The 21975-nt window shown below is 72.0% G+C and carries 20 protein-coding genes; 14 read left to right on the top strand and 6 right to left on the bottom strand.

Annotated features, from left to right (window positions below; translation table 11 throughout):
* Positions 1–34: 34 nt before the first annotated feature.
* Together C4T78_RS34235 and C4T78_RS34230 are read right to left on the bottom strand one after the other, a co-directional pair.
* Positions 35–1621, bottom strand: a complete 1587-nt coding sequence (locus C4T78_RS34235) for an N-acyl-D-amino-acid deacylase family protein (protein WP_093358762.1) — start codon at positions 1619–1621, stop codon at positions 35–37.
* A gap of 34 nt (positions 1622–1655) precedes the next feature.
* Positions 1656–2966: an amino acid deaminase gene (locus C4T78_RS34230; RefSeq protein ID WP_093358764.1), complete on the bottom strand. Its 1311-nt coding sequence runs from the start codon at positions 2964–2966 to the stop codon at positions 1656–1658.
* A 99-nt stretch (positions 2967–3065) separates the two neighbouring features.
* Between C4T78_RS34230 and C4T78_RS34225 the strand changes: the two genes are divergently transcribed.
* From C4T78_RS34225 to C4T78_RS34215, 3 genes are all read left to right on the top strand, one after another.
* Entirely contained in the window at positions 3066–3830 is a 765-nt protein-coding gene (locus C4T78_RS34225) for an IclR family transcriptional regulator (protein ID WP_093358766.1), read from the top strand.
* A complete protein-coding gene (locus tag C4T78_RS34220) occupies positions 3830–4216 on the top strand; it encodes a RidA family protein (RefSeq protein WP_093358768.1) in 387 nt (128 codons plus the stop codon). The genes C4T78_RS34225 and C4T78_RS34220 overlap by 1 nt, the downstream gene beginning before the upstream one ends.
* Before the next feature lie 180 nt (positions 4217–4396).
* Positions 4397–5494: a calcium:cation antiporter gene (locus C4T78_RS34215; RefSeq protein WP_093358770.1), complete on the top strand. Its 1098-nt coding sequence runs from the start codon at positions 4397–4399 to the stop codon at positions 5492–5494.
* 47 nt (positions 5495–5541) lie between these two features.
* On the opposite strand, the gene C4T78_RS34210 is transcribed toward C4T78_RS34215, so the two are convergent.
* From C4T78_RS34210 to C4T78_RS34200, 3 genes are all read right to left on the bottom strand, one after another.
* The gene (locus C4T78_RS34210; RefSeq protein WP_093358772.1) at positions 5542–6822 is read right to left on the bottom strand and encodes an MFS transporter; all 1281 of its coding nucleotides are present in this window, start codon (positions 6820–6822) and stop codon (positions 5542–5544) included.
* Positions 6819–7949, bottom strand: coding sequence for a M20 family metallopeptidase (locus C4T78_RS34205; protein ID WP_177247842.1), 1131 nt, complete (start codon positions 7947–7949; stop codon positions 6819–6821). The genes C4T78_RS34210 and C4T78_RS34205 overlap by 4 nt, the downstream gene beginning before the upstream one ends.
* A gap of 258 nt (positions 7950–8207) precedes the next feature.
* Entirely contained in the window at positions 8208–8582 is a 375-nt protein-coding gene (locus tag C4T78_RS34200; RefSeq protein WP_093358832.1) for a DUF1844 domain-containing protein, read from the bottom strand.
* Positions 8583–8846: 264 nt separating this feature from the next.
* Here C4T78_RS34200 and infC point away from each other — a divergent pair, with 264 nt between their 5' ends.
* The 10 genes from infC (at position 8847) to C4T78_RS34155 (ending at position 19813) form a co-directional block, all read left to right on the top strand.
* Complete coding sequence (gene infC, locus C4T78_RS34195) at positions 8847–9422, top strand: translation initiation factor IF-3 (protein ID WP_093159793.1); 576 nt, start codon at positions 8847–8849, stop codon at positions 9420–9422.
* Between the two features lie 87 nt (positions 9423–9509).
* Positions 9510–9704, top strand: a complete 195-nt coding sequence (gene rpmI / locus C4T78_RS34190) for a 50S ribosomal protein L35 (protein WP_093159790.1) — start codon at positions 9510–9512, stop codon at positions 9702–9704.
* A gap of 105 nt (positions 9705–9809) precedes the next feature.
* On the top strand, positions 9810–10178 hold the full coding sequence (rplT, locus tag C4T78_RS34185; RefSeq protein ID WP_093159788.1) for a 50S ribosomal protein L20: 369 nt from the start codon (positions 9810–9812) through the stop codon (positions 10176–10178).
* The gene (locus tag C4T78_RS34180) at positions 10175–11029 is read left to right on the top strand and encodes a TrmH family RNA methyltransferase (protein ID WP_374703924.1); all 855 of its coding nucleotides are present in this window, start codon (positions 10175–10177) and stop codon (positions 11027–11029) included. The genes rplT and C4T78_RS34180 overlap by 4 nt, the downstream gene beginning before the upstream one ends.
* Before the next feature lie 201 nt (positions 11030–11230).
* A complete protein-coding gene (pheS, locus tag C4T78_RS34175) occupies positions 11231–12292 on the top strand; it encodes a phenylalanine--tRNA ligase subunit alpha (protein WP_093358776.1) in 1062 nt (353 codons plus the stop codon).
* 131 nt (positions 12293–12423) lie between these two features.
* Complete coding sequence (gene pheT / locus C4T78_RS34170; RefSeq protein ID WP_093358777.1) at positions 12424–14916, top strand: phenylalanine--tRNA ligase subunit beta; 2493 nt, start codon at positions 12424–12426, stop codon at positions 14914–14916.
* A gap of 75 nt (positions 14917–14991) precedes the next feature.
* Entirely contained in the window at positions 14992–16503 is a 1512-nt protein-coding gene (locus tag C4T78_RS34165; RefSeq protein ID WP_093358779.1) for a PucR family transcriptional regulator, read from the top strand.
* Positions 16504–16606: 103 nt separating this feature from the next.
* A complete protein-coding gene (locus C4T78_RS34160) occupies positions 16607–17860 on the top strand; it encodes an NAD(P)/FAD-dependent oxidoreductase (protein WP_093358780.1) in 1254 nt (417 codons plus the stop codon).
* On the top strand, positions 17857–18012 hold the full coding sequence (locus tag C4T78_RS36695) for a hypothetical protein (RefSeq protein WP_177247843.1): 156 nt from the start codon (positions 17857–17859) through the stop codon (positions 18010–18012). The genes C4T78_RS34160 and C4T78_RS36695 overlap by 4 nt, the downstream gene beginning before the upstream one ends.
* Before the next feature lie 70 nt (positions 18013–18082).
* Positions 18083–19813, top strand: a complete 1731-nt coding sequence (locus C4T78_RS34155; RefSeq protein WP_177247844.1) for an ATP-binding protein — start codon at positions 18083–18085, stop codon at positions 19811–19813.
* Between the two features lie 4 nt (positions 19814–19817).
* Here the strand turns inward: C4T78_RS34155 and C4T78_RS34150 are convergent, their stop codons facing one another.
* Complete coding sequence (locus C4T78_RS34150) at positions 19818–20405, bottom strand: GNAT family N-acetyltransferase (RefSeq protein ID WP_093358785.1); 588 nt, start codon at positions 20403–20405, stop codon at positions 19818–19820.
* 170 nt (positions 20406–20575) lie between these two features.
* Here C4T78_RS34150 and C4T78_RS34145 point away from each other — a divergent pair, with 170 nt between their 5' ends.
* The gene (locus C4T78_RS34145) at positions 20576–21961 is read left to right on the top strand and encodes an FAD-binding protein (protein ID WP_177247845.1); all 1386 of its coding nucleotides are present in this window, start codon (positions 20576–20578) and stop codon (positions 21959–21961) included.
* Positions 21962–21975 lie beyond the last annotated feature (14 nt).

Raw genomic sequence — 21975 nt, 5'->3', positions numbered from 1 at the left:
TGGGAGGAGAAGAACCTCGGCTGGAGGGGAGCCGTCAGCGCGCCTTGCGCAGGGCGCCGCCGGGCAGTGCGTCGGTGCGGTGACCGTCCTCGATCACCGGCACCCCGTTGACCAGCACGTGCGGGATTCCCGCGGCCTGCTGGCGGGGCTCGTCGAAGGTGGCGGTGTCCACGACGGTGTCGGGGTCGAAGAGCACCAGGTCGGCGGCGAACCCGGGGCGGATCCGGCCGCGGTCGGTCAGCCCGAGCCGGTCGGCGGCGCGGGAGGTCATGTGCTGCACGCACTCCTCCAGCCCGAGCACGCCGAGCTCGCGCACGTAGTGACCGAGGTAGCGGGGGAAGGTGCCCCACGCGCGCGGGTGCGGGCGCGCGCCGACGAGCAGGCCGTCACTGCCGGCGGTGTGCACCGGGTGGCGCATGATCGCGCGCACGTTGTCCTCGTGCCCGACGTGCATCAGGCAGGAGCTGCCGAGCTCCTCGGACACCAGCACGTCGAAGTAGTGCTCCGCGGGCGGTTTTCCGGCCGCGCGGGCGGACTCGGCGACGCTGAAGCCGACGAGGTGGCTGTTGCTCGCTCGCCGGACACCGTTGATCTCGATGGTGTCCCACTCGACGGGCACCCCGTGGCAGCCGTCGGAGCCCTCCTCCTCCAGCACGACGCGGATCCGCTCGCGCTGCTCCGGGTCGCGCAGCCGCGCCAGGGTGGCCTCGACGCCGCCCGCCATCGCCCAGCTGGGCAGCAGCGCGTGCAGCGAGGTGCTGCCCGGCAGGTACGGGTAGGTGTCCAGCGTGATGTCGCAGCCCTCGTCGAGCGCGCTGTCCAGCATGGACAGCAGCTCGGCGGCCCTGCCGCGGTTGACGCTGAAGTTCATCGTGGCGTGCGCCAGGTGCAGCGGGCAGCCGGAGCGCTTGCTGACCTCGATCATCTCCGCGTAGGCGTCCAGCGCGCCCGCGCCGTAGCTGCGGTGGTGCGGGCTGTAGTAGCCGCCGCGCTGCGCGACCACCTCGCACAGCGCGGCGAGCTCGGCGGTGTCGGCGTACATGCCGGGCGTGTAGGTCAGGCCAGAGGACATGCCGAACGCGCCCTCGTCCAGCGACCGGGCCAGGACGTCGCGCATCCGGTCCACCTCGTCCGCTGTCGCCGGGCGGTCGTCGTAGCCCACGCACAGCAGCCGGAGGGTGCCCTGCGGCACCAGGTACGCCGCGTTGGCGGCGATCCCGGTGTCGAGGCGGTCGAGGTATTCGGCGACGCTGCGCCAGTTCCAGTCGAAGCCGGGCGGGTCGTCGTTCCACCCGGCGATCTGGGTGCGCAGCGTCGCCAGCGTGGCGTCGTCGACCGGGGCGTAGGACAGCCCGTCCTGGCCGATGACCTCCAGCGTCACGCCCTGCGACACCTTCGCGGTGTGGTCCGGCTCGGCGAGCAGCTGCAGGTCGGAATGCGCGTGCATGTCGATGAAACCGGGGGAGAGCACCAGCCCGTCGGCGTCGATCGCGCGCTTGCCGCGCAACCGGCCGGGTTCGGCGATCTCGGTGATCAGGCCTCGATCGACGCCGACGTCGGCGCGATAGGCCGGGCCGCCGTCGCCGTCGACGACCCGCGCCCCGCGGACCACTATGTCCATCGTGGAGCCCTCCAGCGGTTCTGGTGTCGTGGTTCTAGAAGAACGTGCGGATCAGGTCGATCACCACGCCGTCGTCGACCACCGGGATCAGCGACCACTTGTCGAAGACCGTGCACGGGTGCGAGAGCCCGAAGCCGATCCAGTCGCCCACCTGCGGGTCCGCGCCGGTGAGCTCCAGGAAGGTGTGCTGGTCGGCCAGCGCCCGGACCCGGGCGGAACCGTCCGGCAGCTCGCGCACCACGCCGTCGGCGCCGCGGATCACCTGCGGTTCCGGCAGGTCCTGGTCGAAGGAGGCGTCGCGGCGGCCCATGGTCAGCAGCGCCAGGCCGGGTTCCGGGCGGGACATGACCTGCGCCCACGCCCGCATCGCGGGCCGGAACGGCCGCTCCTGCCCGGCCAGCCGGTGCTCCCGGCCGAACGGCGAGCGGAGCCGGTAGAAGCCGTCGTCGTGCAGCAGGTAACCGCCGCTGCGGATCACCGGGATCACGGGCAGCCCGGGCGGCCACGGCTTGATCAGCGCCTCGGCGACCTGGTCGAAGTAGGAGCTGCCGCCCGCGGTGACGATCACCTCGTCCAGCCCGGCGAAGTGCCCGGCCTCGGCCAGCTCGGCGACCAGCTCGCGCACCCGCTCCAGGTATCCGTCCACGGCGGACAGCGAGCCGTCGCTGATGTCGTGCGCGACCTCGCCCTCGTATCCGGCCACGCCGACCAGTCGCAGCATCGGGTTGGCCAGCACGGCATCGGCGATCTCGCGGGCCTCGGCCTTCGTGCGCGCACCCGTGCGCCCGTCGGGATTGCCCAGCTCGACCAGCACGTCGACCGGTCGGGAAGCGCCGTGCGAGGCCAGCGCCTCGGCCATCAGGTGCACGCCGCGCAGCGAGTCGGCGTAGCAGCAGAACCGGAACTGCGGGTCGCGGTCGAGCTCGTCGGCCAGCCAGGCCAGGCCGCTGGGGTCGACCAGCTCGTTGGCGAACAGGATCCGCTCGACGCCGAACGCGCGGTAGACGCGCAGCTGGCTGATGCTGGCCGCGGTGATGCCCCACGAGCCGTGCGCGAGCTGCTGGCCGAACAGCTGCGGTGCCATCGTGGTCTTGCCGTGCGGGGCGAGCTGCACGCCGTGCTCGGCGCACCAGTCGGCCATGGTCCGCAGGTTGTGCTCCAGGGCGCTGCGGTCGAGCGTCAGCAGCGGTCCGACGAAGCCGCCGTCGAAGACCGTCGGGCGGGTGGCCAGGAACTCGCCGACAGTGGTGCCGAAGGCGTCCGAGGGCATGCCCTTGAAGCGCCAGTCGATGCGCTCGTCGTGCAGGGCGCGGACCGCCTCGATGTTGATACCCCGTGCTGACACCAAGGTCTCCTATTGCGTAGAATGCAACGCTGATTGCGCAAAATGATGGTTAGGTGTGTACCATCACGCCGCGCAACGCGTCAACGGAGGGAGCGGCCGGTGAGTCAGAGCTTGGAGCGAGGTCTGGCCGTGCTGACCTCGCTGGCCGCCGGACCGCAGACCCTCGACCAGCTCGCCCAGCGCCTCGGCGTGCACAAGTCCACCGCGATGCGCCTGCTGCGCAGCCTGGAGGCCGGGCGCTTCGTCCGCCGCGAGGACGTGCACCACTACCGCCTCGGCAGCGCGCTGTTCGACCTCGCGCACCAGGCGCTGGAAGACCTCGACGTCCGCGACGTCGCCCGCGCGCACCTGCTGGAGCTCAACGGCATCAGCGGCCACACCGTGCACCTGGCGACGCTGGAGGACGACCACGTCATCTACATCGACAAGGTCGACAGCAAGCACCCGGTGCGGATGTACTCCCGCATCGGCCGCCGCGCCCCGGTGCACTGCACCGCGGTCGGCAAGGCGCTGGTCGCGGACTGGCCACCTGCGCAGCGCGGGCAGTTCGCCGAACAGCTGGCCTACCCGAAGCTGACCGCGAACACGATCGACTCCGCGGCGCGCTTCCTGGCCGAGCTGGACCGGGTGCGCGACCAGGGCTACGCGGTCGACCGCAGCGAGCACGAGGACTTCATCCACTGCGTCGCCGCGCCGATCCGCAACCACCGCGGCGAGACCATCGCGGCCGTCTCGCTGTCGGTGCCGAAAGTACTGCTGGACTTCGACGGCCTGCTCGGGCTCGTCGACGACGTGCTGCGCGCAGCGGGCGGGGTCTCCGCCGAGCTGGGTTGGCAGCCAACGGACAAGAGGAAGGAAACCTGATGGCCAGGACCGTCGTCAGCACCGACAAAGCCCCCAAGCCGCCGGCGAGCATTCCGCTCTCGCAGGGCGTCCGCAAGGGCAACATCTTGCAGGTCTCCGGGCAGACCGCGGTCGACCCGGCGACCGGCAAGCTGGTCGAGGGCGGTGTCCCGGAGCAGACCGAGCAGTGCCTGCGCAACGTGATCGCGATCCTGGAGGCCGAGGGCGGCTCCATCGAGGACGTGCTGATGCTGCGCGTGTACCTGACGGACGTCTCCCAGTTCGCGGAGATGAACGAGACCTACGCCCGCGTGGTCGGCGAGCCCTTCCCGGCCCGCACCACCGTCTACGTCGGACTGCCCGCCGGTCTCCTCGTCGAGATCGACGCGCTCGCCGTCCTCGACTGAGCGGATTGAGGTGAAGGGCACTTCCCGCCGGATCGCCCGGCAGGAGGTGCCCTTCGCTCTTCACTCGAACGAGTGATCATCGTCGCCGCTGGTCGCGGCGGCGGCGCGTTCTGCCGGCCGGTGCCCGATATGCCCGTACCCGGCCCCGCGCGAATCGATCTCGGCTTCTACTGTGGACACATGTCGCTGCGATCGTTGTTGTCCCTGAACGTCTTGATACCGGTGCTGGCGATGATCGCGCTGGCCATCGCCTGGCCCATGAAGGACGGCCTGGGCACCGGCATGGTGATCGTCGTCGCCGTGCTGCTGGCCGGTGCGGTGCTGACCGCGGTGCACCACGCCGAGGTCGTCGCGCACAAGGTGGGCGAGCCCTACGGCTCGCTGGTGCTCGCGGTGGCCGTCACCGTGATCGAGGTCGCGCTGATCGTCAGCATGATGATCTCCGGTGGTGATGGGGCCGCGTCGCTGGCGCGGGACACCATCTTCGCCGCGATCATGATCACCACCAACGGCATCGCCGGACTGTCCCTGCTGGTGGGGGCGCTGCGCTACGGGCTGCCGATGTTCAACGCCGAGGGCACCGGCGCCGCGGTGGCGACGGTGGCGACGATGGGTGCGCTGACCCTGGTGCTGCCGGCCTTCACCACCACCGTGCCCGGGCCGGAGTACTCGCCGAACCAGCTGGTGTTCGCCGCGCTGGCCTCGGTCGTGCTCTACACGCTGTTCGTGTCCACCCAGACCAGGCGGCACCGCGACTTCTTCCTCCCGGTGACCGACAAGGGCACCGTCGAACCCGAGGACGACCACGCCGAGCCGCCGACCGGTCGGCGGACCGCCGCGAGCCTCGTCCTGCTGCTGATCGCCCTGGTCGCGGTGGTCGGCCTGGCGAAGGTGGAGTCCCCGGCCATCGAGGCCGCGGTCGCCGCGGCGGGCTTCCCGAACTCCTTCGTCGGCGTGGTCATCGCGATGCTGGTGCTGCTGCCGGAGACCATCGCCGCGGTGCGCGCCTCGGTGCGGCGGCGGATGCAGATCAGCCTCAACCTGGCCTACGGCTCGGCGATCGCCAGCATCGGCCTGACCATCCCGGCGATCGCGGTCGCCTCGATCTGGCTGCAGGGCCCGCTGCACCTGGGGCTGGGCGCCACCCAGATCGTCCTGTTCGCGCTGACCATCGTGGTCAGCGTGCTCACCGTGGTCCCCGGCCGGGCCACCCGCCTGCAGGGCGGCGTGCACCTCGCGCTGCTGGCGGCGTTCCTGTTCCTCGCCGTCAACCCGTGACGCCGCGGGCGCGGAAGCGCCGGCGATCCCGCTTCCGCGCCCGTCGCTCACGCGCGCCGCCGCCGTCCGGCGAACAGCAGCAGGACCGGCCCGATGATGGTGATCGAACCCGCGACCACGAACACCCCGCCCCAGCCCAGCGAGGAATCGGCCAGGTAGCCGGTGACCAGCGGCGCGAAGATCGACGCGGAGGTGGCGAACATCTGCACCGCCCCGGAGACCGCGCCGTAGCGGGCGGCGGGCACCGCCTCGCCCACGATGATCCAGTACTGCGCACCCGTCAGGTACAGCAGGAACACCACGACGGTCATCACCGCGACCGCCGCGAAGGTGGTCGTCACCATCGACACCAGCGCGAACAGCACCGCCGTCGCCGCCAGGCAGATGATCACCAGCCAGCGGCGCGGCGCCTCGGGATCGCCCATCCGGCGCACCAGCCAGTCGGTGAGCGCCCCGCCCGCGATCAGCCCGACGCACCCGCCGACCCACGGGATCGCGCCGGCGATCGCCAGCCCGTCCAGGTCGATGCCCCGCTCCTGCACCAGGTAGTTCGGGAACCAGGACACGAATGTCCACAGGATCCACGCGTACCCGAAGTAGGCGATCGCCGTCGCCCACACCGCGGGCTTGGCCACGCAGCTCCAGAACCCCGGCGCGTCCTCCTGCTCGGCCGCCGCCACCTCGTCCTGGTCCTGCCGGATGACCCGGACCTCGGCCTCGTTGACCTTCGGGTGCTGCTCCGGGGTGTCGCGCACGACCCAGAACCAGCCGATCGCGGCCAGCACGCCCAGCGCGCCGAAGATCAGGAACGGCAGCCGCCAGTTGCCCTGCGTGGCGTGCATGATGCCGACCACCACCGGCGTGGCGACCGCGCCGCCCAGCGGCGTGGCGGCGTTGGCGATGCCCAGCGCGGTGCCCAGCTCCCGCTTCGGGAACCAGTTGTGCATCAGCTTCGCCGTGACGGTGGCCTGCGGGCCCTCCCCGGCGCCGAACAGGAAGCGGATGATCAGCAGGCTGACGAAACCGACGCCCGCTGCGGTCAGCGCGGTGAACGCCGACCAGGCGATCACCGCCCAGCCCATCACGTTGCGCGGCCCGAACCGGTCGGCCAGCCAGCCGCCGATGAACCCGAACGGCGAGTAGGCCAGGGCGAAGATGCTGGCCAGCCACCCGAAGGCGGCGTTGGAGAAGCCGAACTCGGCGATGATCAGCGGCCCGGCGATGCCGAACGCGGCGCGGTCGGCGTAGTTCAGGCCCAGCACCGCGAAGTCGGCGGCGAGCACCCCGAACCGGCGCTTGGTGGCGGTGGCGGTCTGCGCGATCGTCATGCGGGAGCACCTCCGGTGCGCAGGACGCGCTCGACGACGTCGACCGCGGTGCGGACCTCGTCGAGCGGGACGGATTCGTCGGCGGTGTGCGCGTCGGCGATCGAGCCCGGCCCGAACACCACGGCGGGCACCCCGTCCAGGGCGATCTTGCTGGCGTCGGTGCCGTAGCCGACGCCGAGCGGATCGGCGTCCAGCCCGGAGGCCTGCAACCCGGCGGCCACGCTGCGCACGAACGGATCGGCCGGATCGGTCTCCAGCGAGTAGTCGACGATGTGCGGCTCGTGCACCAGCACCGGCCAGCGCGCTTCGAGCTCGCCGCGCAGCTGCGCCCAGACCTCGTGCGGGTCCTCGCCGCCGACGGTGCGCCGGTCGATGGTCAGCACGCAGCTGTCCGGCAGCACGTTCGGCCCCTGGCCGCCCTCGATCATGGTCACCGCCAGCGACGGCGGTCCGACCAGCGGCCGGGCCAGGGCGTCCAGCCGGGGAGCGTGCTCCTGCTGGAGGTGGCGCACCACCTCGGCGGCGACCTCGATGGCGTTGGTCCGGCCCCACGGCTGCGAGCTGTGCCCGGCGTCGCCGCGGGCCTCGATGCGGCAGCGCATGCAGCCCTTGTGCGCCACGACCATCCGCAGCTCGGTCGGCTCGCCGATGATCGCGCCCGCCGGCGTCGGCAGGCCGCTGCGGCGCAGCGCCGTCACCCCGCGGTACAGGTGCTCCTCGTCGACCACACCGGCGAACACCACCGAGCGCGGTCGCGGGCCGCTCTCGGCCAGCCGCGCCATCGCGGTCAGGAACACCGCCAGCGACGCCTTCGCGTCGCACGAGCCCCGGCCGTAGAGCCTGCCGTCGCGGACCTCCGGCTCGAACGCGGCGATGGTCATGCCATCGGTCTCCACGGTGTCCAAATGGGACTCCAGCAGCAGCGGGCGCTCGTCGTCACCGGGCAGCTCGACGAGCACGTTGTGCCGCCCGTCGAGCACTTCCTCGGTGCGCGCGCGCATTCCGCGCGCCGTCGCCCACTCGGCGATGTGCTCGGCCAGAGCGGTTTCGGCCGGCTCGGCGCGGTCGCGCGGGTTGATGCTGGGGATGCGAACCAAGTCCGCGATGAGTTCGACGGGATCGACCATGCGCCCACCCTTTGTTCTGCATTCGCTGAGAATTAGGGCGGAAGCTATGTCAGCGGTCGAATGCGGGTCAAGATCCTGCGGCAGCGCAAGGGTTTTCGATATCAACCGTCCACATTGCATTGCGCGTGGCGCAATTTCCGGAGGTTGCCGTTGCGCGGACTGCTACCGGCGCAACCGGGGATTCGAAGCGGAACCGGCCGGGCACGGAGCGTGCCCGGCGGGCGCAGCCGCGCTCCGGGCGCGGCTGCGCGGGGGAGGTCAGTGGACCGGGCCGGTGTACTTCTCGCCGGGGCCCTGGCCCGGGGCGTCCGGGATGGCCGAGGCCTCGCGGAAGGCGCGCTGCAGCGTCTGCAGCCCGTCGCGGATCGGGCCGGCGTGCGCGCCCAGGTACTCCACCGACGCCGTGACCAGCCCGGCCAGCGCGGTGATCAGGCGGCGGGCCTCGTCCAGGTCGCGCGTCGCGGCGGAGTCGGGGTCCTCGTCGGCCAGCCCGAGCTTCTCGGCCGCGGCGGACATCAGCATGACCGCCGCACGGCTGATCACCTCGACGCTGGGAACATCGGCGAGGTCGCGGACGTTGTCCTGTACGTCCGCGTCGTGTGCTGGCTCACCGGTCGGGTCGGTGCTGGTCAGGGGCGTTGGCTGCGGTTCGGTCACGCCTGCTACCCTGACACGCACGACCAGCTCCCGCGCAGGCGGGGGCGGCAAAGTGGAGTCCCGCTCCCACCCGAGTAGCCGCTACAGGCTTCCGGGTCCGGTCCTACCGGTGGTGCAGTGCCACCGGTGGTGCGAAACGGTGTTGCAGTGCCGGTTCGATCGGTTGGAGTCAGGATCCCGCGGTCCGCGCGAGCGGAACGACGGGATCTTCGCATTCCGGGGTGAGCTCTACGCGCCGCGGTGCAGAAGAACAGCCATCGAACCGAGGAGGGGCCCATCAGCTCCGAGACGCGCATCAATGACCGCATCCGGGTACCGGAGGTCCGCCTGGTCGGGCCGAACGGTGAGCAGGTCGGGATCGTCCGCATCGAGGACGCGCTCCGGCTGGCCCAGGAAGCGGATCTGGACCTTGTCGAGGTCGCCCCGCAGGCGCGCCCGCCGGTCTGCAAGCTCATGGACTACGGCAAGTTCAAGTACGAGAGCGCGCAGAAGGCTCGCGAGTCGCGTCGCAACCAGCAGCAGACCGTCATCAAGGAGCAGAAGCTCCGGCCGAAGATCGACCCGCACGACTACGAGACGAAGAAGGGCCACGTGTCCCGCTTCCTCAACCAGGGTCACAAGGTCAAGGTGACGATCATGTTCCGCGGTCGTGAGCAATCGCGTCCCGAGCTGGGTTTCCGCCTGCTGCAGCGACTGGCCGATGATGTTTCCGAACTGGGGTTCATCGAAGCGAACCCGAAGCAGGACGGTCGGAACATGATCATGGTTCTTGCGCCGCACAAGACGAACAAGACCAAGCCCAAGGCGAACGCCTGACGGACGTCTGGGGCTCGTGATTGTGACGCCGGGCCGGGACGCAAGCCGCGCCCCAGCCCGGCATCAGTACGAAACGAGGACGAGAAGATGCCGAAGAACAAGACCCACAAGGGCACCTCGAAGCGCTTTCGGGTGACCGGGACGGGCAAGCTCCGGCGCGAGCAGGCCGGCCGCCGGCACATCCTGGAGAAGAAGTCCAGCCGCGTCACCCGCCGCCTGGAGGGCACCGAAGAGGTGGCCAAGGCCGACGTCAAGCGCATCAACAAGCTGCTGGGTCGCTGAGGACCTGCCGCTCCCCGCACGGGGCAGCAGCCAGGTCAGCAAGACTTCCAGCCACCCGCACGGGCGGTCATCCCCCGCCCCCGATGAGATAACAGGACGGACCCCGTGGCACGCGTCAAGCGGGCAGTCAACGCCCAGAAGAAGCGCCGCACCATTCTCGAGTCGGCCCGCGGCTACCGCGGTCAGCGCTCGCGGCTGTACCGCAAGGCCAAGGAGCAGATGCTCCACTCGATGACCTACTCCTACCGCGACCGGCGTGCCCGCAAGGGTGACTTCCGGAAGCTGTGGATCACCCGCATCAACGCGGCGACCCGCCAGCACGGCCTGAGCTACAACAAGTTCGTGCAGGGCCTGAAGGCCGCCGAGGTCGAGGTCGACCGCAAGATCCTCGCCGAGCTCGCGGTCAACGACCCCACCGCGTTCGCGGCGCTGGTCGAGGTCGCCCGCAAGAACCTGCCGGAGAGTGCGGCCTGATCGCCGACGACACCTCTGCTGCACCGCGACCCGGGACGGCTCCGCTCACGGAGCGATCGTCCCGGGTCGCGGTCGCTCGCAAGCTCACCCGCCGCGCCGGGCGCGAGAAGGCCGGGGCGTTCCTGGCCGAAGGCGCTCAAGCGGTGGGTGAGGCCTTGACCGCGCACGCGGCCGGAGCGCTGCGGATGCGCGAGCTGTTCGCCACCGAGCACGACCGCCACGCCGGGCACCTGGACCGAGCCCGCGCCGCGGGCGTGCCGGTGCACCTGGTCACCGACCGGGCGGCGGCGTCGCTGTCGGAGACGGTCACGCCGCAGGGCCTGGTGGCGGTGTGCGACCTGCCCGCCGTCGAACCGGCCGCCGCGCTCGCCGAGCGCCCGGCGCTGGTGGCGGTGCTGGTCGGCGTGGCCGACCCGGGCAACGCGGGAACCGTGGTGCGGGTCGCCGACGCCGCGGGCGCCGGTGCGGTGCTGTTCGCCGGGGACACCGTCGACGCCTACAACGGCAAGGCCGTGCGCGCCTCCACCGGCAGCCTCTTCCACCTGCCGGTCGCCCGCGACCGCGACGTGAGCGCGGTGCTCGCCGCCTGCCGCGAGGCCGGGCTGCGCCTGGTCGGCGCGGACGGCTACGCCACCGGCGACCTCGACACCGCGGATCGCGCCGGTGAGCTGGACGGACCCACCGCGTGGGTGTTCGGCAGCGAGGCCCACGGGCTGCCCGATGAGGTGAAATCGCAGCTGGACACGACGCTGCGCGTTCCGCTGTACGGCCGCGCGGAGAGCCTCAACCTCGCGACCGCCGCGGCGGTCTGCCTCTACGCCTCGGCGCGCGCCCAGCACCGCGCCGGATGAGCCCCGGCCCCGGGCTCCGGCTGGTCAGGGCTGTGCAGGTAACACGCCGCGAGGCGGATCTCCGCGAAAACGGGTTGGGACCGTCGCATAGACTTCAGGGGCTAGCTTGCGGTCGGAGTCCGCATGCCGACGAGCAGGTTCGTCAGCCCGGGAGGCTCGGGCGCTGATGCCTGTCGGATCAACGGGAGTCACGCACACACGATGTCTGGAGCCAACGACCAGTACGACCCGAAAGAGGTCGCCGCGCTGTCGCCGGAGACGCTGGACCGCGCGGTGGTCGAGGCCGGCGAGGCCTTCGCGGCGGCCGCCGATCTCGACGCACTGGCCGCCGCCAAGCCCGCGCACCTCGGTGACCGCTCGCCGCTGCTGACCGCCCGCCGGGAGATCGGCGCGCTGCCGCCGAAGGCGCGGTCCGAGGCCGGTAAGCGCGTCAACCAGGCCCGCGAGGCGATCCAGAGCGCGTTCGACGACCGTCGCGCCGCGCTGGAGGCCGAGCGGGACCAGCGGGTGCTGCGCGAGGAGACCGTCGACGTCACGCTGCCCTGGGACCGCGTCCCGGCAGGTGCGCGGCACCCGAACACCCAGCTCGCGGAGGAGATCGAGGACACCTTCCTGGCCATGGGCTGGGAGGTCGCCGAGGGCCACGAGCTGGAAACCGAGTGGTTCAACTTCGACGCGCTGAACTTCGGCAAGGACCACCCGGCGCGCACCATGCAGGACACCTTCTACGTGGCCCCGGAGAATTCCGGGCTGGTGCTGCGCACGCACACCTCGCCGTCGCAGATCCGCGCGCTGCTGGACCGCGAGCTGCCGGTGTACGTGGTGTGCCCGGGCCGCACGTACCGCACCGACGAGCTCGACGCCACCCACACCCCGGTGTTCTCGCAGGTCGAGGGCCTGGCGGTGGACAAGGGCCTGACCATGGCGCACCTGAAGGGCACGCTGGACGCCTTCGCCCGGTCGATGTTCGGCCCGGAGTCCACCACCCGGCTGCGCCCGTCGTACTTCCCGTTCACCGAGCCGTCGGCCGAGATGGACATCTGGTTCCCGGAGAAGAAGGGCGGCGCCGGCTGGGTCGAGTGGGGCGGCTGCGGCATGGTCAACCCGAACGTGCTGCGAGCCTGCGGCGTGGACCCGGAGGTCTACACCGGCTTCGCCTTCGGCATGGGCCTGGAGCGCACGCTGATGTTCCGCAACGGCATCCCGGACATGCGCGACATGGTCGAGGGCGACGTTCGCTTCACCCAGCCGTTCGGCATTTGAGTGTCTGCCGATGGTTGATTCGCGTAGCGGTGCAAGCTGCGAGGACGGGCTGAGCGGCTTCGCCGCTTCGAAGACGCATGATCTGACACCCACCGACATGACTCACCGGAACGAGAGAAGGGCCTGACCAAGTGCGGATTCCGGTTTCCTGGTTGGCCGAGCACCTTGAGCTGCCCGAGGAGACGACCGCGGAGACGCTGGCCGAAGCGTTCATCCGGATCGGGTTGGAGGTCGAGGAGGTCACGCACCTGACGCAGGTGCGGGGCCCGCTCGTGGTCGGCCGCGTCGCCGAGATCGAAGAGCTCACCGAGTTCAAGAAGCCCATCCGGTACTGCCAGGTGGAGGTCGGCAAGAACGAGGCCGACGAGCAGCAGGTGCAGGGCATCATCTGCGGCGCCCGCAACTTCCAGGAGGGCGACCTCGTGGTGGTCGCGCTGCCCGGCACGGTGCTGCCCGGTGACTTCGAGATCACCTCGCGCAAGACCTACGGCAAGCTCAGCGAGGGCATGATCTGCTCGACCACCGAGCTGGGCATCGGTGACGACGCCGACGGCATCCTGGTGCTGCCGCCCGGTTCGGCCGATCCGGGCGACGACGCGGTGGGGCTGGTCGGGCTGGACGACTCGATCATCGAGCTGGCCATCACCCCGGACCGCGGCTACTGCTTCTCGGTGCGCGGTCTGGCCCGCGAGCTGTCCAACGCGCTGGAGGTGCCGTTCGGCGACCCCGGCACCCGCCCGGTCCCGGAGGACGACCGGCCCTCGCGCGGCGTGGAGCTGAGCGACCCGACGGCGTGCTCGCGGTTCGTGCTGCGCCGCGTGACCGGTGTCGACCCGACCGCGCCGAGCCCGTGGTGGATCCGCCGCCGCCTGGCGCTGGCCGGGATGCGCTCGATCTCGCTGGCCGTGGACGTCACCAACTACGTGATGCTCGAACTCGGCCAGCCGCTGCACGCGTTCGACGCGACCAAGGTGACCGGTGATCTGGTGGTGCGCCGCGCCGAGGCGGGCGAGAAGCTGATCACCCTGGACGGCGTGAGCCGCGAGCTGGACCCGGACGACATCGTCATCGCCGACGAGACCGGCCCGGTGTCGCTGGCCGGGGTGATGGGCGGCGAGTCCACCGAGATCGGCCACGACACGCACGACGTGCTGCTGGAGGCGGCGAACTGGGACCCGGCGAGCATCGCGCGCGCCATCCGCCGCCACAAGCTGCCCAGCGAGGCGGGCAAGCGGTTCGAGCGGCAGGTGGACCCGGCGGTCGCGCCGGTGGCCGTCGAGCTGGCCGCGCAGCTGCTGGTCCGCTACGGCGACGGCACCATCGCGCCGGGCCGCACCGACGTGGGCGAGCCGAAGCAGCCCGCACCGGTGACCATGCCGCTGGCGCTGCCGGACAAGATCGCCGGGGTGTCCTACGAGCGCGGTGTGACCGCGCGGCGGCTGGGCCAGATCGGCTGCCGCATCGAGGTCAGCACCTCCGACGAGGGCGTCGGGCTGGTCACCGCGACGCCGCCGACCTGGCGCCCGGACCTGACGCAGCCCTACGACCTGGTCGAGGAGGTGCTGCGGCTGGAGGGCTACCACACGATCCCGTCGGTGCTGCCCGCCGCGCCGCCCGGCCGCGGCCTGACCGGCGAGCAGCGCCGCGAGCGCGCGGTCTCCCGCGCGCTGGCCGCCGAGGGCTACGTCGAGGTGCTGCCGTTCCCGTTCGTCGGCAAGGCGATGCTCGACGCGTTCGGCCTGGCCGAGGACGACGAGCGGCGCCGCACCGCGTCGGTGCTCAACGCGCTGGAGAGCGACCGGTCGCTGCTGACCACGACGCTGCTGACCGGCCTGGCCGAGGTCATGCAGCGCAACGTCTCCCGCGGGCAGCGCGACCTGGCGCTGTTCCACATCGGACAGGTCGTGCAGCCCGCCGCCGAGCAGCCGCCGGTGCCGGAGGTCGGTGTCGCGCAGCGGCCCAGCGACGAGCAGCTGGCGGCGCTGGAGGCGGCGCTGCCCGCGCAGCCGAAGCACGTGGCGGTGCTGCTGGGCGGCCACCGCGAGCAGGCCGGCTGGTGGGGCAAGGGCCGCGAGGCGAGCTGGGCGGACGCCGTCCAGGCCGCCCGCGTGGTCGCCGCGGCCGCCGGTGTGGAGCTGGAGGTCGGTGCCGGTGAGCTGGCGCCGTGGCACCCGGGCCGGTGCGCGCAGCTGAAGGTCGGCGGGACCGTGGTGGGCCACGCCGGCGAGCTGCACCCGAAGGTCGTCGAAGCGCTCGGCCTGCCGAAGCGGACCTGCGCGATGGAGCTCGACCTGGACGCCCTGCCGCTGGTGGACAACCGCCCGGCGCCGCAGATCTCGCCGTACCCGCCGGTGCTGATGGACATCGCGCTGGTGGTCGACGCCGAGGTCGCGGCGGCGGACCTGGTCGAGGCGGTTCGCGCGGGTGGCGGTGAGCTGCTGGAGGACGTCCGGCTGTTCGACGTCTACGCGGGCGAGCAGCTGGGCGAGGGCAAGAAGTCGCTGGCCCTGGCGCTGCGCTTCCGGGCCCCGGACCGCACGCTCAAGCAGGAGGAGGCCACCGAGGCCCGCGACGCGGCGGTCAAGTCCGCCGCCGACCGCCTCGGCGCGACCCTGCGCGCCTGACGATCGACCTAGCGGCCCCGCTCCCGACCAGGGACGGGGCCGCTGGCTTTTTTCCGGCGGCGGGGAGGGAGCGGCGTGGTAAAGCTGGACCGGTTGATCAACGTGCTCGGCGGTGTCGGGGCGCGGTTGGTCAGCGCACCGCAGAGCAGGTCCGCGGATCTGCGCTCGGTGGCGCTGCACGATCCGGCCGATCCCGGGGCCACCGGTGACGTGCTGCTGGCCGTCCGCGTCGACACCGACGACGCGGAGCTGATCGAGCGGACGTCCGCTCAGGTGGTGGTGTTCCGGGCCGCTTCGGTCGGGGAGCGGGTGATCGCCGCTGCCCGGGAGCGCGGGCTGGCCGTCGTGCTCGTCGACCCTGCCGTGTCGTGGGGCCAGCTGGCCGGGGTCGTGTACGGGCTGGTGCTGGAGGGGCGGGAGACCGAGGCCGGGCGGGGCCCGACGGATCTGTTCGCGCTGGCCGACGCGCTCGCCGATTCGGTGGGCGGCCCGGTCACGATCGAGGACCACCGCTCCGGCGTGCTCGCCTACTCGCGGCGCCAGCTCAGCGCCGACCGGGCGCGGCTGGCCACGATCCTGGGGCGGCAGGTGCCGGAGGAGATCCGGCGGACGCTCGCCGCGCGGGGCGTGTTCCGGCACCTGGAGACCTCGGACGAGCCGGTCTACGTCGCCCCGCTGGAACCGCAGGACTCGCACGGGCGCGTGGTCGTCGCGATCCGCGCGGGCCGGGAGCTGCTGGGCTCGATCTGGGTGGAGACGCAGCAGCCGCTCACCGCATCGCACGAGGCGGCGCTGATCGGCGGTGCGCGCACTGCCGCGCTGCACCTGCTGCGCACCCGGGCCAGCGCGGACCTGGAGCGGCAGGTCGAATCGGATCTGGTCATCGGCCTGCTGGAAGGGCATGAGGACGCTTCGGCGGTGCTGAGCAGGCTCGGCCTGCGCAGCGACCAGTTCCGGGTGGTGGCCGTGCAGGTGCACAGCGGCGCGGCGCGGGACGAAACCGCGCTGCTGGCCTTCGAGCGGGCGACGATCGGGTTCGGCTGGTCGCGGCCGGGTCGCAGCGCGCTGTTCGCCAACACCGTCTACACCGTGCTGCCGCACGACGACGCCGCGCGCGCTCGCGAGTGGGTGCGCGCGCTGGTGCGCGACCTGCCGTCGGACACCACGATCCTCGCCGGTGTCGGCGGAGCGGCCGGGCCGAACCAGCTGGTCGACAGCAGGCGCGAGGCCGATGAGAGCCTCGCGGTCCACTCGACGCGGGCCGACCAGGACGCCGTGGTCTACGACGAGGCGTGGCACGAGATCCTGCTGCGCCGCCTGCGGCACGCCGCTTCGAGCGGCCGCCTGCCGGACCGCGGGCCGGTGGTCGACCTCCGGCGCCACGACCGCGAGCAGGGCACCCGCTACGTCGAGACGTTGCGGGCCTGGTTGGAGTGCCAGGGCGATCTCGGTGCGGCCGCGGCACGGCTGGAGATCCACCCGAACACGGTCCGGTACCGGATGCGGAGGATGGCCGAGCTGACCCCGCTGGACCTGGACGATCCGGACGCCCGGTTGGCGATGATCATCGCGCTCGCGGTCGGGTAGTGGATTTCGTCCAAACGGCCGCCCGCCGATTGTCGGGTTCGGACACTGGCTGAGCGCGACGGTCCAGGCATGCTCCAGTCGAGGTTCGCACCGAGGAGGCAGCATGCGCGAGGACGGGATCGACGGGATTCCGCGGCGGGCAGTGGTGGTCGGCGCCGGCGTGGTCGGCCTGTCCACCGCGTGGTTCCTGCAGGAGCACGGCGTCGAGGTGACCGTGCTCGACAAGCAGGACGTCGCGGCGGGTTCGTCGTGGGGCAACGCCGGCTACCTCTCGCCGGCCTTCTCGATCCCGCTGCCGGAGCCGGCGGTGCTGCGCTACGGGTTGCGCACGCTGTTCTCCGCCGACGCCCCGCTGCACGTGCCCGCCACCCCGGACATCGGCCTGTGGTCGTTCCTGACCCGCTTCGCCGCGCACTGCACGCCGCGGGCGTGGCAGCGGGGGATGCGGTCGTTCGTGCCGATGAACGCCGAGTGCCTGGACGCCTTCGACGCGCTGCTGGCAGGCGGTGTCGAGGCCAAGACCGAGAACGCGCCGATCACGGCCGCGTTCGAGAAGCCCGAGCAGGCCGCCGATCTGCGGCACGAGTTCGAGCAGATCCGCGGCTGCGGTCAGCCGGTCGACACTACCGAGCTGTCCGTGGCGGACGCGGATGTGCCGCAGCTGTCCGACCGCATCTCGTCGGTGCTGCGGGTCGAGGGCCAGCGCTACGTCGATCCCGGCGAGTTCACCCGCGCCCTCGCGCGGTCCTTCGTCGAGCGCGGCGGCACGCTGCGCACCGGGTTCGAGGTGCGGGACATGGTGCGCACCAGCGGCCAGGTGATCGTCAAGTCCACCCAGGACGACCGGGTGTCGGCCGAGGTGGTCGTGCTGGCCGCCGGGGCCTGGCTGAGCAAGCTCGCCAAGCCGCTGGGCGTGCGCACCCCGGTGCGCGCCGGCCGCGGCTACTCCTTCACCGTCCCGACGGACCAGCCGGTCCCGGGCCCGATCTACCTGCCCGCCGCGCGAGTGGCGTGCACGCCCTATCAGGGTGGCCTGCGGGTGGCGGGCACCATGGAGTTCCGGCCGGTCGACGCGCCGCTGGACCGCGGCCGCATCGAAGCGATCGTGCGCTCGGCGCGCCCGCTGCTGACCGGCGTGCGCTGGGAGGAGCGCCACGACGAGTGGGTCGGCGGCCGCCCGGTCACGCCCGACGGGCTCGCGCTGATCGGCGCGACCAGGATGCCCGGCGCCTACGTCGCGGGCGGCCACGGCATGTGGGGCCTGACCCTCGGCCCGCTCACCGGGCGACTGCTCGCCGAGCAGATCACCACCGGCAAGCGCCCGGCGCTGCTGCGGCCGTTCGACCCGCTGCGGTGAACGAGCTGACCGCGGCGGAGCGCGAAGAGCTCGATCGCCTCCGCCGCGAGAACCACCTCCTCCGCGTGGAGAAGGAGATGCTCCTGCGCATCGCCACCGAATACGCCCTGGACCAGCGAGTACCGGCGGTCTCCGGAGAGAGCGGAAGCTGACGCTTCCGGGTTGTGGATCTTTCTCCGGAAATCGCCATCGCACGCGCGTGCGCACTGGCACGATGACCCGGTGACCGGTCCTGGAGGTGCTCGGAGCCTGCAGGAGGTCTTGCGGCAGCGGCAGGGCAGCGAGTTCGTCGGCAGGCGTCGGCAGTGCGACGCGTTCCGCGCGAACCTGCGGGCGCCGGTGGCCGAGCGCAAGTTCGTGTTCGGCCTGCACGGCCAGGCCGGCATCGGCAAGACGTTCCTGCTGCGCCAGCTGCGCGAGATCTCGCTGCAGCACTCCGCGCTGGTCGCGGTCACCGACGACAACGAGTCGAACCTGGTCCGCGTGCTGGCCGCGATCGCCCGCCAGCTGGCCGGGCAGGGCGGGGAGGCGCGGAAGTTCGCGCAGCGCTTCGCCGATTACGAGCAGCGGCACGACGAGGTGCTGTCCGATCCGCAAGCGCCGTCCGAAGCCCGCGAGCTGGTGATGGCGACGGCGGTCCGGTTCGGCCTCGGCGTCGTGCGCGCCGCCGCGCCCGGTCTCGGTCCGGTCGCCGACGCGGTCCCGCCGGAGCGGATCCAGGAGTGGGTGGAGCAGTGCCGCGGCTACCTGGCCAGGCGCTTCGGCAGCCAGGCCGATGTCCGGCTGCTGCTCTCCCCGGTCGAGGAGCTCACCCCGTGCCTGGTGGACGACCTGCGCAAGATCGCCCACCACCGGCAGCTGGTGGTGCTGTTCGACAACTACGAGCGCACCGCCGAGGTCGTCGAACCGTGGCTGCTGCGGCTGCTGCACGGGTACTACGGGGAGCTCCCGCTGGGTCTGGTGCTCGGCGTCGCCGGACAGCACCCGCTCGACTTCAACAACTGGGGCGAGTTCTCCTCGATTCTGGTGTCCTGGCGGCTGGATCCGTTCACCGCCGAGGAGTCCAGGACGCTGCTCGGCCGGAAGGGCGTCCGGGACCCGGAGCTGGCGGACGTGATCCTCGAACTGTCCGGCGGGCTCCCGCTGCTGCTGGCCAGCCTGGCCGAATCGGGCGGCGACGACGTGCACGACCCGACCGGGATGGCGGTGGCGCGCTTCCTGAACTTCGTCCCGGAGCAGGAGAGCAGGGACGACGCGGTGCTGGCCGCGCTGCCCCGGGTGCTCGACGAGGACGTGCTGGCGGTGCTGCGCGAGCCGGGCCGGGCGGTGGGCCTGTTCCGGTGGTTGCGGGAGCGGCCGTTCGTCCACGAGGACCAGGGCCAGCTGAAGTACCACCACGTGGTCCGCGAGAAGATGGTCCGCTACGAGCGGGGCCGCGCACCGCGGCGCTTCCGCCAGCACCACCAGGCGCTCGCCGAGCACTTCCGCCAGCGCCGCGAGGAGCTCGGACTGCCCGGCGACTCCTGCTGGTTCGACTGGGAGTGGCGGATGCTGCTGGTCGAGGAGTTCTACCACCGCCTGTGCTCGGCCGCGCACCGGTGGCTGCCGGAGGCGTTGCACCACTGCGCGACGGCGTGCGGCATCGAGGCCGAACCTGCCGTGCACGCCTGGCTCGACGTGGTAGCCGCCGCGGCGCGCGATTCGGCCACCGGTGCTGTCGTCACGTGCGCCCGGGACCTGCAGCGGTTCGTGGCACCTGGCGGTTCGGTCGATCGCGCCGAACTGCGGCGGTACCTGACCAGGCGGCTGGAAGAAGCGGGCTTCGGGCAGGTGGTGGGGGCGAGGCCCATCGCTCCCGGCGGCGAGTCCGAGAACCGGCTGGTGCTCGGCACCGCTGATCAGGACTTCTTCGGCGGCGGCGAGCAGGGCTCCGCGCCGGTGATCGGTGAGTGAGTCCTCAGCGGGCGCGGGGGAGGTGGCGGGTGGCGAACTCCTCGTCCGTGATGCCCATCAGCACCAGGTACTGGGCTCCGCCGCAGAGGAACTCCGGGTCGCGGAGGCGGCCTTCCTCGCGGAAGCCGAGCCTCGCGTGCAGAGCCAGCGATGCGGTGTTGCAGCCGTAGATGCCGACCTCGCACTTGGTGAAGCGGCGGTGGCCGAACATGTACCCGAGCAGCGTGCTGATCGCGTCGTCGGCGTAGCCGCGACGGCGGTGCTGCGGGCCGATCCCGATGCCGTAGCTGAAGATGCCCGGTTCCGGCTGGCTGGTCGACAGCGAACCGACCAGGGTCCCGTCGTGCCGGGTCTCGATCGCCAGCTGGAGGTCTTCGCCCGGGTCCAGGTGGTCGGCGCGGTGCGCCGCCCAGTGCCGGTAGCCGTCGAACTGCGGCGGCCCCTCCTTCGCGGACTCCCGGTCGAAGCCGATCAGGGTGCGCCGGTCCGCCGGGTCGATGCCGCGCAGCAGCACCCGCCGCCCCACCCAGCCCGCGGTCGGCCGCGAGGCTCGGTGGTCGACCGCGCTCGGCCGGGGCGGGATCATCGTCATCGGCAACGATGATCCCGCGCCGCCCTACCGATCTCGCAAGGGGGTCGGGTGAGGTACCGCACTCCGCGCGGCGACCGCGGCGATGTCAACGCTTCCCCGAGCCCGGCTCAGCGGAGATAGTGGTCAACGGCCGTTGACCATGCTTTCGCGGAGTGCCGGGAGGAACTGCAGTGACGAGTCGCGGACTGGGCATCAACTCGCGGACCCTGGCCTGGGGCCCGGATGACGGGACGTCCGACTGGGTTCCGGCGCCCGAGCTGCCCGACGGCGGTGAGCTCGTGGTGGACGCCGGAGCCCGCGGCGCCGCGGGCAAGGACCGCGGCGGCCGCGTGCAGGCCCTGCCGGGCGCGGTTCTGCGCCCGGGCGGAGCCGGTGACGTCGAAGCCGTCGTCCGATTCGCGCACCAGCACGGGATCCCGTGCGCCGCGCAGGGCAACCAGCACACCGTCGGCGGCCAGGCGCTGGCCGCCGACGGGATCGCCATCGACGTGCTGCGGCTCAACCGCATCCACTCCGTCCAGCCGCCCGCCGCGGACGGGTCGGCCGGGGTGATCGAGATCGATGCCGGTGTGCTGCTGACCGACGTCGCGATCGCCGCGGACAAGCACCGGGCCCGCGTCAGCACCGGTTATCCCGGTCGCACCACCCTGTCGGCGGGCGGTTTCGCCTCGGTCGGCGGCTGGAGCGCCAACGTGCGCACCGGGGTGTTCGGCGCCGCGGTGCTCCGCATGGAGGTGGTCACGCCCACCGGGCAGCGGCTGCTGTGCAGCGCGGACGAGCACGACGAGGTGTACAACGCGGTGCTCAGCGGCGTCGGCCAGCACGGCGTCATCACCCGGCTCTGGGTCGAGCTGACGCCCGCGCCGAGCCGGGTGAGCACCTACACGCTGCGGTTCAGCTCTCCTGTTGCGGCCTACCAGGCCCTCCGCACCTTGTCCGACAACCCGGAGCTGGACGAGCTGCACGTCACCTGGAAGTACCCCGACCCGCACGTCGCCTGGCTGGAGGTCGACATCTACGACCCCGAGGCGCGCGGGATCGACACCGCCGTGCTGGACGGCTTCGGCGAGGGCGAGCCCGAGTTCCAGGACCGCTCCTACCTCGACTTCGTCCTGGGCCTGGCGGACCCGATGTACGACTACGCGGAACGGGAACTGGGCTGGAACGAGCTCCCGAAGGCGTGGGCCGACTGGATCATGACCGATGACCAGCTGACCGAGATCCTGCCCGAAGCCCTGCCGCGAGTGCAGCCGCTCATCGGCCCGACGTCGGTGGTGCTGCTGGCGGTGAAGAACCGCGCTGCCATGGACGCGGCGGGCCGCCGCAACCCGCCGCTGCCCGAGGGCGCGGGGGAGCGGTACTGGCTGATGGACTGCCTGCTGGACTTCCCGACCCGCGAGCGAGCGGACGAAGCGGTGCGGATCCTCCACGACCTGCACGCCTTCGCGCTCGCCCGCGGCGCCCGCATCTACTCGATCGGCACGTTCACCGACCCGGGGATCCACGCCGGAACCGGCCTGGCCCCGGGCACCAGCAAGCCGAAGATCGACCGGTAGGCAGGCCTGTGAGC

The organism is Saccharopolyspora kobensis (assembly GCF_900108315.1).
GTDB classification, from domain to species: Bacteria; Actinomycetota; Actinomycetes; order Mycobacteriales; family Pseudonocardiaceae; genus Saccharopolyspora; species Saccharopolyspora kobensis.
Note: the sequence above shows the minus strand (reverse complement) of the source record. Positions and strands in the feature narration are given on the sequence as shown.